The following is a 15,181-nucleotide window of genomic DNA, read 5'->3' on the forward strand; positions in this document are numbered from 1 at the left end:
TGATTTATTGTTATTTATCTTTACTAAACATATTCCCAATTTCACGGCTGATCCTTCTAAAGATCGGCGCAGTTTGGATATCTTCGTATTCATCAATATGTTGGTCCTCAAGACGAGAAGGAAAGATTAATAGTAAGTTCTGATTTTTATAGTACTTCCCTACTCTCTTTGCAAGTCCGTCCAATGAATCTCGATAGGAAACATCACCATATCTAGCAGAAACAAAGACTAACATCGAGTCGGCATTGCTAAATGTTGCCAATCCATAGATGTTGTCCCAATCTTCATAGTGTTCAAAAGTTGCAGGAACACTAGATTTCAGGGAATCCAGCATCTGGATGATGGCCTGATGACTTCTATGATTACATACGAAGGTAATAGGCAGGGTCAATTCGGATGCCAACTTGGTCATTTTCTCCATCCAATAAGCGAATCCTACTTCAGATTCAGCTAATGGCGGAACGAAAACGGTGATGGACTTATTGGTAATGAACGGTTTCTCGATCCTGCACATCATCAAGGTAGAGTCTGTTCGGTTCAGGATACTTTCGGTTTTTTCACCTACGATCTTTTCAACAAAGCTCGTTGCACTTGGCCAACCTAAGATTAGACAGTCTGCAAAAGCTTCTTTGGATGCCCTACTGATCCCATTTGCAATATTGAAATCGACCTTGGTCTGCAATTCGACCTCCGTTTCTGAACCTGAGGCGTATCTCGCCATTTTATCCAGGTTCTGCCTAGCTTGATGCAGGTTTCTCTCGGCCAATTCATCATTAGGCACGACACTTAGGATATTCAATGGATGCGGAGATTTCTTTGATTTGACCAAGGTGGCAAAATCTAGGATGGCTTCCATATTATTCAGGTTCGCAATAGGGATGACGATCTGCTCGTCATGCTCTTCCACATGCTCGATATGTTCTTCATGCTGTCTTCCTTCCAATACAATTTTCTTGGAAGCATTTTCAGTGACTATAGATGCTATGATACAGCTGACAAGAATCAGCATAATCGTACCGTTCAGGACATTCTCATCAATAATATCATTATTATATCCGACCATAATAATAGCCAAAGTCGCAGCCGCATGGGCATTACTTAAGCCAAAGATCAGGTTCCTCTCGTTGGTAGAATATTTGAAAGCCCATTGGGTCGCCGTAGCTGCCAAGAACTTACCTACGATACCTACCAAGGTCAATGCACCGGCTACATAAAACACAGTCAATCCCGAGCTATTGGTAATCACACCAATATCGACGATCATCCCTACGGAAATCAAGAAGAATGGGATAAATATTGCGTTACCAATAAATTCGATCCGGTTCATCAGAGCGGATGAATGGGGAATCAGTTTATTTAATGCCAATCCGGCAACGAATGCTCCGATGATGGGTTCAAGGTTTGCCATCTCGGCAAGGAAAGCAGCAAAGAACACCACGGTAAGCACGAAAATATAATGTCCAGTTTTTTCACTTTCCACCTTTTCAAAGAACCATTTCGCAATTTTTGGAATGACGCCGAACATGATAAATAGGAAAATCGCAAAGGAAATACCTAGGGTTACCCAGAATTCATTGTTGATATCACCCTGTGAAGCACCTTTGATGACAGCCAAAATGATCAACACCGCGGTATCCGTTAAGATGGTTCCCCCAATGGTAATAGCAACGGCCTCGTTCTTCGAAATACCGTAACGGTTAACAATAGGATAAGAAACCAAAGTATGGGTGGCAAACATGCTCGCAATCAAAATACTGGTGAGCAGGCTATAGTCCAAGACATAATAACAGACCGGAAATCCAATGGAAATTGGGATAATAAAGGTGAAAAGACCGAACATGGCAGACTTGTGCTTGGTCTTTTTGAATTCGTTCATGTCTAGCTCCAAACCTGCAATAAACATGATGTAAAGTAATCCAATGGTAGAAAAAAGGTCTACAGCGGAATTCTTTTCCAACCAGTTCAGTCCATGCGGGCCAATGATCATCCCTGAGATAATCAGTCCTATAATACCTGGGACTTTGATGGGTCTCAGTAATATGGGTGACAATAAAATAATGAAGAGTACTAGAGAAAATATAAGCACCGGATTAGTTAGTGGTGCTTCGAACGCGTGGATTAAGTGGTCAAAAATTTTGTCGCTCATATAATTATTTCTGTAAGTCAATACAATTGAAAACTGAGATTGTTTTCATCGGAAAGATAATGAAAATTAAGGTAAATAATGATTAGGGCCAGTAATTTGGCAAGAATGTTACTTGAATTGTATGGTCTTAATCGGTGATATCCGCGAGATCAACATGGATGGAATAAACAAAGTGACCAAGGCAATGCCAATGAGTGAAACATTTAGCCATAAAACTGCCATCCATGATATTTCCATGGGCACAAAGGAAACATAATAGATACTTGGATCGAGCTTGAAAAAATGCGTACTGGTCTGGAATGCGTATAAACCTAAGGCTACCAGATTGCCAAGGACAAGTCCGTAACCGATCAGGTATAATGAATTGTACAGAAATACAGTCCTGATCTTTGTGTTTCTCATCCCTAATGCCTTAAGCATCCCTATCATCGGTGATCTTTCCAAAATGGAGATCAATAATGCTGAGATCATGTTGATGACTGCCACCACCACCATCAGAACAAAAATAATATTGTCGTTCATGTCGAGCATATTCAGCCAATTGAAAATATCCTGCATTTGCATGACAACATTGGTAGCATATAGACTTACCCCCAAATTATTGTTTAGCTCATCTGTAGTTTTAAAGAGTTGGTTAAAGTCCCTAACACGGACTTCATAACCACCAGCTTGATGATCCTCGAGATTGTTCAACCTTCTGATCAAGGGAAGCGAACCGATCACATAAATTTTATCAAGTTCCTCGGAGTTGGTGGAGAAGATTCCTTTGACAACAAATTTCCGTTTCCTCACCGGCTCTTGGATGAAGTACATGATAAAGCTTTCACCAACTTTCAGATGGAGCCTATTGGCCATCAAGGAAGAAATCAAGAGTTGATTATCGGCATCTTCGGCAGAAAAGTTTATGGTATCGCCTTCAAGGATTGTTTTGGACAGAAAGTCTTGGTCATAGTCTTTATCGATCCCTTTCATCAGGACTCCTTCAACCTCCCCCTTCACATTCATGATACCGGCCTTGGTAGCAAAAGGATAAACCTCTAAAACATTGGGATTTTGTTTGATTCGAGCTAATTGCTTTTCGTCCATTGAAATTGGGGAATTGACATAGGAGTCATTTTGTTCATTCTTGAGGATAATGATATCACCAAAAAAGCCCCTTTGTTTTTCCGTAATTTCGCTTTTGAATCCATTAAGGATTGCTACAGCAAGAATAATAGCCATAATAGCCAAGGCCAAAGCCCCAATAGTGACGCGCACGATTAATTTGGAAAACGTACGGTTTCCTTCAAGTGTGATCCTCTTGGCTAAGAAATATGGAAAATTCAAGCTTAAATTAAATTTGTAACTTCGCAAAGTTAATAAAATTTGTCGTCCAACAATAAGGATGTCTTAGCATCCTTAAGGTAATTTATTCATATATGCGTATTATATTTATGGGCACCCCAGACTTTGCAGTTGCTTCGTTGAAAGCATTGATCGATGCGGGCGAAGAAGTGGTTGCAGTAGTTACGGGTCCTGATAAGCCTGCAGGAAGAGGCCAGAAAATCCATGAATCCGCTGTAAAGCAATTTGCGGTATCACAAAACATCCCTGTGCTTCAGCCGCAAAAATTAAAAGACCCCACATTTTTGGAAGAATTAAAATCCTACCGTGCAGATTTGCAAGTGGTGGTTGCTTTCAGAATGTTACCTGAATTGGTCTGGAACATGCCCGCAAAGGGAACAATCAATGTACACGCCTCACTACTGCCAAATTATCGCGGAGCAGCTCCAATTAATCACGCAATTATTAACGGTGAAAAAAGTTCAGGTGTCACGACCTTCTTATTGCAGCATGAAATTGATACTGGGAACATCCTATATTCGACAGAAGTCCCTATTTCCGACACCGATAATGCCGGAGACCTTCATGACAAATTGATGGTTGCTGGAGCAGAATTACTGATAAAAACCGTAAATGCCATAAAAACAGGCAACATCAACCCAATCCCACAGGATGATTTAGGGGAGAATTCAGAATTAAAGCATGCTCCTAAAATCTTTAAAGAGGATTGCCTGATCGACTGGAATAAAAGTACGGAAGAAATTTATAATTTAATCAGGGGACTCAGTCCATATCCAGCGGCATTTACCCACTTAGATGGCAAGGTCTTAAAGATTTATTCGGCTGAAAAAGAAATTACGGGACACAATGATTTACCTGGTTCTTACCTATCGGATGGAAAAACGAGTTTGAAATTTGCAACTGGAGACGGTTATCTAAAACTTACTGAAGTACAAATTGAAGGAAAGAAGAGAATGTTAGTTAGTGATTTTCTTAGGGGCTTTCGCTTGGACAAATTGACAGATTAATCTTCTACATACTTAAAAATATCACCAGGCTGACAGTCTAAGGCTTTGCAAATCGCATCCAACGTACTGATTCGTATTGCTTTAGCCTTTTGGTTTTTAATTATGGAAAGGTTGGAAAGTGTGATACCAACTTTTGCGCTCAATTCATTCAGAGACATTTTTCTCTGAGACATGATTTCGTCTAAATGAACAATTATAGGCATAACAGATCTATTTTTGCTTTTGAATAATATTATTGATGAAAACAATTCATGTTTCGATTTGTTTTATAACGAGAAAAAGGAAAATGAAATACGCAAGAAAAATTAGTTAAATGTGTGTTAAATACTTGTAAATCGGCGAGATTGACAGGTTTTTGGAATGATTTTTGATGTTAGTATAACATCAACTCACCACAGATAACTAACTCATAATGAGTTAATAAATTACAATAAGATTAGAAATAATTGGGATAAATTCGTTATGTTTGCAAACATTTCAGAAAAGAAAGGTTTATTTATTTAGATGAGACAGCTCAAAATTACACAATCCATCACCAACCGTGAATCGCAATCACTAGACAAGTATTTGCATGAAATCGGCAAGGTAGATTTAATTTCGGCAGAAGAAGAGGTTATTCTAGCTCAAAGAATTCGTGAAGGCGATCAGGTTGCTTTGGAGAAATTAACAAAAACCAACTTACGTTTCGTAGTATCCGTTGCAAAACAATACCAGAATCAAGGTTTGACCTTAGGGGACTTGATCAACGAAGGGAACTTAGGCTTAATAAAAGCAGCAAAGAGATTCGATGAGACAAAAGGGTTTAAGTTTATTTCTTATGCAGTTTGGTGGATTCGTCAATCAATTTTACAGGCAATTGCTGAGCAATCTCGTATCGTTCGTTTACCATTGAACCAAGTAGGGTCCTTAAGCAAAATCAGCAAGGCCTTTTCAAAATTGGAGCAAGAATATGAGCGTGAACCATCTCCAGAAGAATTAGCGGATATTTTGGAAACCACGGTTGACAAAGTTTCGGATACATTAAGTAATTCTGGACGTCACGTATCTATGGATGCACCATTTGTACAAGGTGAAGAAAACACCCTATTGGACGTTTTGGAAAACAGCGACCCTGACACTGACAGTTCATTAATCGATGAGTCTTTATCGGAAGAAATCAAAAGATCGTTGGCTACTTTAACAGAGCGCGAAAGAGAAATCATTGTATTGTTCTTCGGATTAGGATCAAACCATCAATTGTCATTGGAAGAGATTGGAGAGAAATTCAGCTTGACTAGAGAGCGTGTGCGTCAAATTAAAGACAAGGCGTTACAGCGTCTGAGACACACCTCTAGAAGCAAGATCCTAAAATCATATTTAGGATAATAAGAGACTTTATGATTTAACAATAGGAATGCGCAAGTAAAATTGCGCATTTTTTTTGTTTAATATTTTTTCACTGAAAATAAAAAAAAGCCTAGCACGCAATGTACAAGGCTTTTTCCTTTAGAAATAATTTTGTTATTTCTTATGTAATTGTTCGTATAAGTCAATTACCTTTTTTTGCAAATCGATAACTTCTACTTCACGTGCTTGAAGACGTTTTTGAAGCTCGTTTACTTCATTCTGAATTTGTTTGTCTTCTTCAGGGTCTGAAGTAGACAACAATTGTACAAGAGATAATCCAAACAATTTAGAAATTTGGTTTAATCTCGATAAATTGACATCAGTAATTCCAGTTTCAATCTTAGAAAAAGCGGGAATCGAAATATCTAGCCTTTTTGCTACATCCTCCTGACTCCATCCTTTTTGATGTCTAAGTAATCTAATTTTTTTTCCTAATGCATTCATGGGTAAAATGTAAAATATTTATTTATTAAGTAATTATCAAATTTAAACAAATAAAGTAAATTTCAAAATCCCATTATTAAAATTTTAAAAAAATTCAGAAAGAATGTTAAAAATTTCTCAAAAATTTATCTGCAAAACTACTCATATTTACTCCATTGTAGTTGTTTGAACTCATAAACAGCAAATTATACCCATTAGACTTAAAAGTCTCCAAAAAATCCTCTAAATCAGACATTTGCGTGATCACATGGAAGGAAGGATGGTTAAAAGCTTCAGTTAAACGCCAAATTAAGTTATCTAAAGCAATATTTTTTTCCTTTATAAGTGATGTATTAACGAATACGACAGCGAAATCCGATTCATTCATCGAATTTGCGTATTCCGTAATAAACTCAGAGTCAAGACTGTCGTATGCATTTAATTCAATGACAGTTACCAATGCCTGATTCGGGAATTGTTCCTTAACGGCATGGATACTGGACCGCAGTTTACTTGGCGTGTGTGCAAAGTCCTGATATACTACACTTCCGTTCTGGCTGGCGACAAACTCAAGGTACCGGATTGAGCTCTTAAAATCCTGGATTGCGCCATAAAACTCATCTCGCTTCACTCCTAGCCACTCACAAACCGTGAAAGCCCCAGCAATATTGGATAGATTATGTTTTCCGAAAACCTTTAGGGGAATATTCTCATCGGCGACATGGATGTATGTTACGCCTTTGTTAATGGTATACTCTGGCAATTTATAACCATGGCGATTTATTTTGATATCCATGGTCTTTTCGACCACTTCTCTGGTGTTTTTATCGTCCTTGTTATATATTAGCGTGCCTTTAGGTACAATCGTACGTATAAAGTCCTCAAACTGCTTAAAATATTCTTCTTCTGTGATAACGGTTTTAAAGTGATCCCAATCAATACCACTGATCAAGGCAATATTGGGCTTATATTTTAAGAATTTTGATTGTTTATTAACTGCTGAAGCATAATACTCATCCCCTTCAATAATCATTAAATTATTTTCAGGATTCAATTGCAGAAGGTCATCAAATCCTTCCAACTGAGCCCCTACCAGATAATCGAAATTCCGTCCCAGTTTTTTCAGGACATGCATGATCATACTGGTAATGGTTGTTTTACCATACGTACCGGCGATGACAACACGTGTTTTCTCGGCACTCTGTTCATAGACAAATTCAGGGAAAGAGTAGATCCTGATCCCTAAATCCTTAGCTTTTTGTAGTTCAGGATTGTTTTCATCGGCATGCATCCCCAAAATTACAGCATCAATATCTTCTGTAATCTTTTCCGGGAACCAACCAAGCTCTTTCGGCAACAAACCAGCTTCACGAAGCTGAGATTTCGAAGGCTCTACGATTTGATCATCAGAACCCGTTACTTGATGGCCTTGTTCAGCTAAATTAATAGCTAAATTATGCATGATACTTCCGCCTATGGCAATAAAATGAATGCGCATTTAGTTTGCTTTAATGAATTTGGCTGCACACCAGGTATCCAGCACTTTTTTTTCTACAAATTGAAAACCTAAGCTTTCAGCTTTGTTCTTTAAGATTTCTAAATCCTCACCATCATAAAAACCGGAGATGTACAACTCTCCAGGATTTTCAAGGTCAGCAAAATATACATCAAATTGATCCAACAAGATGTTCCTATTGATGTTTGCCAATATGGTATTAAATTTCTTGCCTTCTATTGCCTCTTTAGAGCCCAATTTAGCTTCAATATTGTCTACATGGTTCAGCAGCTTGTTTTCCAAGACACTTTCCACACAGATGGGGTCAAAATCAACGGCAAGAATATTCGATGCCCCTCTTTTAGAAGCCAGGATCGCCAAGATCCCAGTTCCGCAGCCCATATCTAAAACAGCCTTGCCATCAAAATCGTTTTCCAAGATGTACGAAAGCATCATGGAGGTAGTTTGATGATGGCCTGTTCCGAAAGACATTTTCGGATCAATGATGATCTGATACGGATATTCAGGCTTATCCTCATGGAAAGTAGCCCGAACATAACATTGATCATCGACTACAATAGGACTAAAATTGCTTTCCCAAACTTGGTTCCAGTTCTTGTTCTCCAATTCTTTCACCACATAGGAAATGTCATAGCCTTCTGTTTCGGCGACCAAAACAGTCTCAAGAGCCTGGATATCCAGGTTGGCAGCTGGAATATAAGCAACAAAACCTTGGTCTTGATCCTCGAAAGTATCAAAACCAAGGTTTGCCAATTCAGCTATAAGCAAATCCTTTTGCCATTCCTCAATATTGGAGGATGTAAAAGCAACTGCTGTATACTTCATATTTTAAGCGTTAAAAACGTTAATAATTTGCAAGAAATCACGTGATTTCAATGATGCACCACCGATCAATCCACCGTCGATATCAGGCTGAGAGAATAGGCTCTGTGCGTTTGATGGATTGGCACTACCACCATAAAGAATGCTAGTATTGTCAGCAACCTCTTGACCAAACTGATCAGCTAAGGTTTTACGGATAAAAGCATGGACTTCTTGAGCTTGCTCAGGGCTAGCTGTCAATCCAGTTCCGATTGCCCAAACCGGCTCATAGGCCAAAACGATGTTTTTAAAAGCTTCTGCATCTAAGTGGAACAAGGCTTTGCTCAATTGTGTTTTGATCACATCAAAATAAGAACCCGACTCACGCTCATCCTTAGTTTCACCGATACAGAAAATAGGCTTAAGATTATGCTTAAGTGCGGCATCAACTTTCTCTGCCAAAAGCTCATCTGTTTCACCAAAATAAGCACGGCGTTCAGAGTGTCCCAAAATCACGTATTCTGCACCAGTAGATTTCACCTGCGATGCAGAGATCTCACCAGTATAAGCACCAGATTCGTGTTCATTGATGTTTTGAGCACCGATAGATACATTCTTGGTAGAAGCACTTAATTTAGAAATTGCTGCCAAATGGATAAACGGGCTACATACAACGACTTCTTGATTTCCAATCACCTCGTCCTTCACCATATTCACGATTTCTGAGAACAAGCTAATTCCTTGCTCATAATCCATGTTCATTTTCCAGTTTCCAGCTACAATATTTTTACGCATAGTGTTTTGTATTTATTATATGTTTAAGATTGATTTTCCACATGCAGGTATTTGACATCATCAAATATATATTTGAAAATGGAGAGATTGCTTTGCAGACTTTCCGAACCTGTTATTTGTTCCCTTCGCTCCATCATATTGATAAATTTCTCAAAAGTATAAGCAGTCGATTCTCTGTCGGTCAACCAACTGAAATCAGGCACAAATTTGGGAATAAATTTTGACATTGCAATCTGTGAGCCGACGCCAATTACGGACCCTGTTGTAAATGAAGAATTTATGGCACACATCGCATAGTCACCCATAAATAATCCACATTTATATTCACTGGTTTCACGGTAGCTAAGATCCTCATAATCAAACAACCGTACAAACTGCCAATTGTTTTTCAGATTCGAATTGGAGGATCCGGCTCCTATGTTGCAGCCTTCGCCGATCACAGAGCAACCTAAATAGCCTTCATGTCCTTTGGCACTGTTTCCCCAGATCACCGTATTATTGATTTCTCCGCAAACGGTGCTTCCCGGACCTATACTGGTATTTGGATATATCCTCGCTCCCGACTTCACCCTGGCAGCATCACCAATAGCCACATAACCCTTCAAAAACGCCCCTTCTTCAATCTTTGCATCCTTTCCTATATAAATAGGCCCTTCCAAGCTATTTAAACTTACTCCTTCCACCTGAGCACCCTCTTCAATAAATATCCAAGAACCAAACACCATGTTAGTCTCACTGATAGCAGCAGATTGGCGACCAGCGGTCAATAAATTATAGTCGAAAAGTAATTGGGATTTATTTTGAAGGAATATATCTTCCAGAAATCTTAAACAGTGTATTTCAGAAGATGACTTGATGGGATTGTAATTTTCAAATAGGTTTTCAAGGTCCAGACTAGGTTCGCTGGTCTTGATGGCGATCCATGAAGTTTCATCGACCAGCACATCTCCTTTTTCCATTGCTTTCAATTCTTTGACCAAGCTTTCAGAAGGCAGGACATTGGCCCTGATAAAAAGAAATTCAGGAGAATCCTGATGTTCAAAGGGATATTTTCCGGATAGATGATCAGCAGTAAAATAAGTTGCCGGAGATTGGAAAATATGCTCCCATTTTTCATTCAATGTACAAATACCTGTTCTGATATTGCCAACCGGACGGGTTGAAGCAAAAGGAAAGAGACGCTTACGCCAGTGCGCGTTATCAAATAAAACTATGGTTAGCGACATGAAATAAATGTACATAAAAAATCCCGACAAATAAACTTTATCGGGATAATATCAGTTTCTTTATAGTAAAGAATATTACTTTTTGTTGTAACGGCTACGGAATTTATCAATACGTCCAGCTGTATCAACCAATTTCATCTTACCAGTGTAGAATGGGTGTGATGTGTGAGAAATCTCTAACTTTACCAATGGGTACTCGTTACCATCTTCCCAAGTAATAGTTTCTTTTGTATCAACACAAGATTTAGTAACGAAAGCGTAGTCATTAGACATGTCTTTAAATACAACTAATCTGTAGTTTGATGGATGCAAATCTTTTTTCATTTTATCTTATGATTACTATATAATTCAACAATTGAGGTGCAAAGATAATTTATTTTTCATTCAAATACAAAAAACATAAACAAATTCATTTCCACACCTGTGAATAAGTTCTACTTGCCTTTGAATCAGCAAATACATTTCCGAGGATTTTCATCAGCAGAATTACAAAAGTAAACAAATCCCGTCAAATACAAGCCTTTTTTCTTCATAAGCATCATTAAATAGTTCTAATTTCATACTTTTGCACAACATTATAAGTTGTACGTAAAATGAGCATCGGATTATCTGAACAAGAACAACAAAGAAGGCTAAACCTGAAAGCCTTGATCGACCTAGGCATTGACCCCTTCCCAGCTGAAGAGTTCAAAGTAAATGCTACGGCTGAAGATATTTTAGAAAACTACGAAAGAGATAAGATCAATTATAAAAGCATCAGTTTTGCTGGACGTATCATGAGTCGCCGTGTGATGGGGAGTGCCTCATTCTTGGAACTTCAAGATTCGACCGGGCGTATTCAAGCTTACGTAAAACGTGATGACATCTGCCCTGACGAAGACAAGACCTTATATAATACCGTATTCAAAAAGTTATTGGATATCGGTGATATCATTGGTATCACTGGTTTTGTGTTCACTACCCAAACGGGAGAAATCAGTATCCACGTCCAAACCTTAAAGGTACTTACCAAAGCTTTGAGACCTCTTCCTATCGTTAAGGAAGCAGACGGAAAGACTTTTGATGCCTTTACAGATCCAGAACAACGCTATAGAATGCGCTATGTTGACCTGATCGTAAATTCCCATAATAAAGAGATTTTTGTTAAGCGTACGAAGCTGTTCAACGCTATGCGTGAATACTTCAACAACGCTGGATATATGGAAGTAGAGACTCCGATCTTACAGGCAATCCCTGGTGGAGCGGCTGCACGTCCATTCATTACCCATCACAATGCATTGGATATCCCATTGTATCTGCGTATCGCCAATGAACTTTATCTGAAAAGATTGATCGTTGGAGGTTTTGATGGAGTCTATGAGTTCTCCAAAAACTTCAGAAATGAAGGTATGGACAGAACACATAACCCGGAGTTTACCGCTATGGAAATCTATGTAGCCTATAAAGACTACAACTGGATGATGGATTTCACAGAAAATCTATTAGAGCACTGTGCAATCGCGGTAAACGGTACTACAGAAGCTACATTTGGCGAGCATCAGGTTGATTTCAAAGCGCCTTATCCTAGGGTGAGCATGACGGATGCTATCAAACAGTTCACCGGTTTTGATATCACAGGAAAATCGGAGGATGAAATCCGCCAGGCAGCAAAAGGCATGGGAATCGATGTAAATGACACGATGGGTAAAGGAAAGTTGATCGATGAAATCTTCGGAGAGAAATGTGAAGGGAACTTTATCCAGCCTACATTTATCACAGACTACCCTATCGAAATGTCTCCATTGACAAAAAAACATAGAGACAATCCAGAATTGACAGAACGTTTTGAACTGATGGTCTGCGGTAAGGAAATTGCCAACGCATATTCTGAGCTTAACGATCCTATTGATCAAAGAGAACGTTTCGAGCATCAACTAAAACTATCTGAGAAAGGTGATGACGAAGCCATGTTCATTGACCAGGATTTCTTGCGTTCATTGGAATACGGTATGCCTCCTACCTCAGGACTAGGAATCGGAATGGACAGATTGATCATGTTCCTGACCAACAACCCTTCGATCCAAGAAGTGCTATTCTTCCCTCAGATGCGTCCTGAAAAAGTTGCTAAAGTTGCTTCAACAGCTGATTATGTAGAACAAGGAATTCCTGAAGCATGGGTTCCCGTACTTCAAAAAATGGGATTCACGACCATTGAACTTCTCAAAGAAGCTAACCCAAACAAAGTTTTCAATGACTTGGGCGGAATGCGTAAGAAAATGAAATTAGACGTTGCCATGCCAACAAAAGACGAAGTCTTGGCTTGGTTCGAATAAACATAACAAAACAATAAAAAAGCTCCAATGAATAATCATTGGAGCTTTTTTTTAATCCTAAATGTGGATTAGTTAACAACTAATTGCTTTATCATATAATCATACTTATACTCCTGAAAATATTTACTGAAACTACCCAATTTTACAGCTGTAAAATATAATGGATAATTCAATTCCAAAATACTTTCCTTTTTAATCTTTGTCCAACGTTTAAATAAACTATTGATTTTTTCAGCTCCTGTCGCCTTCTCAATTAACGTTTCTTTCATGCCACTATTACGATGATAAACAACGAATCTTGTTTCATCTAAAACTTTCATTTCTTGAGCAGATAATTTAATATCCTTTACGCATTTTTCATATGCATTAACAAATTCCGCTTGAGGAAAGTCTGATTGCAGGACATAATAAGAAACCAGACCATAATAGACCCAATTAACATAATACAGATCAGGATTGTTGATTTTTATTTTGTCATAATCAGATTGCAAGATCAATTCATTTTGATCAGGTAAATCCATTCGTGGATTTACAGTCAAACTTTTGTCAAAACCAAATACGCTGTTCTTTACGTCTTTGTAACCCAACATCTCCTTATAGAATAGATCTCTTTCCTTCACATTAACAAAATAGCCCTTAAACATATTGAAATCATTAAAATATAGTCCAGAACCAGCAGTTGATTCCAAATATTTTACCGCTCTATCTTTATTTTCTATCATAAGGTCCTGAAACTGCTTGAAACTTTCAAATTTTTCATTCTCGAAAGCAAGATTCATTTGGGAGATACTGAAACTTATTGGTTGCTTTTTATACGCATCAAAATAATCCAAGTCAAATCCATTTTGTTGACTTTTTAAATTGAATATCCTTCCTGGATAAATCTGGTCTGCATTAAGCTCATCAACCAAAAATTCATCATTTTTATCATCAACAGCAATAGAAACAAATTTATACTGCTCTTCATCTTCCCGTATTGGAATATTATTTTCTTTTGAGCACGAAATAAATACGAATAATGAAAAAGCAATGATTTTAATAGAATGTGATTTCATAATTTTTATCAAACAGTTAATAAATGTAAATATATGTTTTATGACAATCGAAACAGTCAAAAGATTAATGAAAAATGGGTTTTTTATCAAATAATTTTTCAGGTTCAAATCATAGCTAAAAATTGAGGTATCCCATCTAATCAAAACAATTGAAATATTTTACCGTTTACTTATTTTAGACTGTATGGCTAAAAACAAAATCTATGAGAAAGCTCAATTTTATATATTTCATCCCCCTTTTGGCTGCCTGCGCAAGCAACCAAGGCAGCAGCACAAAACCTCCAAAAATCATGGGGAATTGGCAATGGATTGAAACCTCTGGCGGATTTGCCGGAATCACGAAAACACCCGAATCTACCCGCGAAATCAAGCATCTGCAAATAACAAAAGACAGCGTGTACTACTACGAAAATGGTGAACTGACTTCCACCCTGCCCTATAAACTCACCTTGACCAAGTCCATGCTCAATAACAAGGACAGCTGGCTGCTCAATGAAGCCCCACATAAGGTATTTGTTTACCGACAAGATAGCACCCTTGTCCTACAAGAAGACTGCTTTGATTGCTATTCACATAAATACGTGAAGATGAAGGAGAAGTAAGGTGGTTAGACATTAGACACAAGACATTAGACATAAGACAACAAGACGTCGAAACGGCTAGAGCAGCAAAACTATTATCGCACTCCCAATTCTTTAAAAAAAAATGTAATCCTCAATCTTCGATTGAGGAACTGTACGCCAAAATGGCTAACATAAAATTTCATAGAGAAATATGCTGTGTTTATTCTGAGAATTTTCGTGCTTACCAATTACAAGTTGGTTAGAACTATGTTTCTAGCTAAGCAATCCCAAGTTTAATTTCCAGAAAAATATCTTTTTTACGGCATACTGCCCTAGAAGGGCAGTATTATTTTAGCAATGGTATCGAACAATACAGGGTTAATGCAAAAACGCTGTTCGATTAATCGAACAGCGTTTTTGCGCGACCTCCAGGCTAGCGTTCCATCTCTGCTAAAATAATGGAACCCCAAAAGGGGGTCTTTACCTACCAAATTTGACACCTTTCTAACCCCATATTGCTGCAATCTTGGTCTATCCTCTAATCCTTAGGTTCCCGGTTCATTCCATGATCTTGGTCTATCCACCAATCCCTTCCATCCTGGTTCAA

General features: G+C 38.1%; 14 protein-coding genes. 4 read left to right on the plus strand and 10 right to left on the minus strand.

Annotated features, from left to right (window positions below; translation table 11 throughout):
* Positions 1-10: 10 nt before the first annotated feature.
* Positions 11-2,146: a cation:proton antiporter gene (locus NMK93_RS11075; RefSeq protein ID WP_254527281.1), complete on the minus strand. Its 2,136-nt coding sequence runs from the start codon at positions 2,144-2,146 to the stop codon at positions 11-13.
* 108 nt (positions 2,147-2,254) lie between these two features.
* Positions 2,255-3,472, minus strand: a complete 1,218-nt coding sequence (locus NMK93_RS11080) for an ABC transporter permease (RefSeq protein WP_254527282.1) — start codon at positions 3,470-3,472, stop codon at positions 2,255-2,257.
* A 92-nt stretch (positions 3,473-3,564) separates the two neighbouring features.
* On the opposite strand from NMK93_RS11080, the gene fmt reads away from it, so the two are divergent.
* Positions 3,565-4,497 carry a methionyl-tRNA formyltransferase gene (gene fmt / locus NMK93_RS11085; protein WP_254527283.1) on the plus strand — a complete coding sequence of 311 codons (933 nt, stop codon included), beginning with the start codon at positions 3,565-3,567 and terminating at the stop codon, positions 4,495-4,497.
* On the opposite strand, the gene NMK93_RS11090 is transcribed toward fmt, so the two are convergent.
* Complete coding sequence (locus tag NMK93_RS11090; protein ID WP_093096784.1) at positions 4,494-4,700, minus strand: helix-turn-helix transcriptional regulator; 207 nt, start codon at positions 4,698-4,700, stop codon at positions 4,494-4,496. The genes fmt and NMK93_RS11090 overlap by 4 nt on opposite strands.
* A 301-nt stretch (positions 4,701-5,001) precedes the next feature.
* On the opposite strand from NMK93_RS11090, the gene NMK93_RS11095 reads away from it, so the two are divergent.
* Positions 5,002-5,862, plus strand: a complete 861-nt coding sequence (locus tag NMK93_RS11095; RefSeq protein ID WP_093096797.1) for an RNA polymerase sigma factor RpoD/SigA — start codon at positions 5,002-5,004, stop codon at positions 5,860-5,862.
* 135 nt (positions 5,863-5,997) lie between these two features.
* Here the strand turns inward: NMK93_RS11095 and NMK93_RS11100 are convergent, their stop codons facing one another.
* From NMK93_RS11100 to NMK93_RS11125, 6 genes are all read right to left on the minus strand, one after another.
* On the minus strand, positions 5,998-6,327 hold the full coding sequence (locus tag NMK93_RS11100; protein ID WP_093096800.1) for a helix-turn-helix domain-containing protein: 330 nt from the start codon (positions 6,325-6,327) through the stop codon (positions 5,998-6,000).
* Positions 6,328-6,433: 106 nt separating this feature from the next.
* Positions 6,434-7,804, minus strand: coding sequence for a UDP-N-acetylmuramate--L-alanine ligase (locus NMK93_RS11105; protein ID WP_185212238.1), 1,371 nt, complete (start codon positions 7,802-7,804; stop codon positions 6,434-6,436).
* Entirely contained in the window at positions 7,805-8,647 is an 843-nt protein-coding gene (prmA, locus tag NMK93_RS11110; protein ID WP_254527284.1) for a 50S ribosomal protein L11 methyltransferase, read from the minus strand.
* 3 nt (positions 8,648-8,650) lie between these two features.
* Positions 8,651-9,418, minus strand: coding sequence for a triose-phosphate isomerase (gene tpiA / locus NMK93_RS11115; protein ID WP_254527285.1), 768 nt, complete (start codon positions 9,416-9,418; stop codon positions 8,651-8,653).
* Positions 9,419-9,441: 23 nt separating this feature from the next.
* The gene (locus NMK93_RS11120; protein ID WP_254527286.1) at positions 9,442-10,644 is read right to left on the minus strand and encodes a putative sugar nucleotidyl transferase; all 1,203 of its coding nucleotides are present in this window, start codon (positions 10,642-10,644) and stop codon (positions 9,442-9,444) included.
* Positions 10,645-10,719: 75 nt separating this feature from the next.
* Entirely contained in the window at positions 10,720-10,968 is a 249-nt protein-coding gene (locus NMK93_RS11125) for a type B 50S ribosomal protein L31 (protein ID WP_093096812.1), read from the minus strand.
* A gap of 269 nt (positions 10,969-11,237) precedes the next feature.
* Between NMK93_RS11125 and lysS the strand changes: the two genes are divergently transcribed.
* Positions 11,238-12,956, plus strand: a complete 1,719-nt coding sequence (lysS, locus tag NMK93_RS11130) for a lysine--tRNA ligase (protein WP_185212242.1) — start codon at positions 11,238-11,240, stop codon at positions 12,954-12,956.
* Positions 12,957-13,024: 68 nt separating this feature from the next.
* On the opposite strand, the gene NMK93_RS11135 is transcribed toward lysS, so the two are convergent.
* Entirely contained in the window at positions 13,025-14,011 is a 987-nt protein-coding gene (locus NMK93_RS11135; RefSeq protein WP_254527287.1) for a hypothetical protein, read from the minus strand.
* A 203-nt stretch (positions 14,012-14,214) separates the two neighbouring features.
* Between NMK93_RS11135 and NMK93_RS11140 the strand changes: the two genes are divergently transcribed.
* Positions 14,215-14,613 carry a hypothetical protein gene (locus NMK93_RS11140; protein ID WP_254527288.1) on the plus strand — a complete coding sequence of 133 codons (399 nt, stop codon included), beginning with the start codon at positions 14,215-14,217 and terminating at the stop codon, positions 14,611-14,613.
* Positions 14,614-15,181: the final 568 nt, after the last annotated feature.

The organism is Sphingobacterium sp. LZ7M1 (assembly GCF_024296865.1).
In the GTDB taxonomy this organism is placed as follows: Bacteria; Bacteroidota; Bacteroidia; order Sphingobacteriales; family Sphingobacteriaceae; genus Sphingobacterium.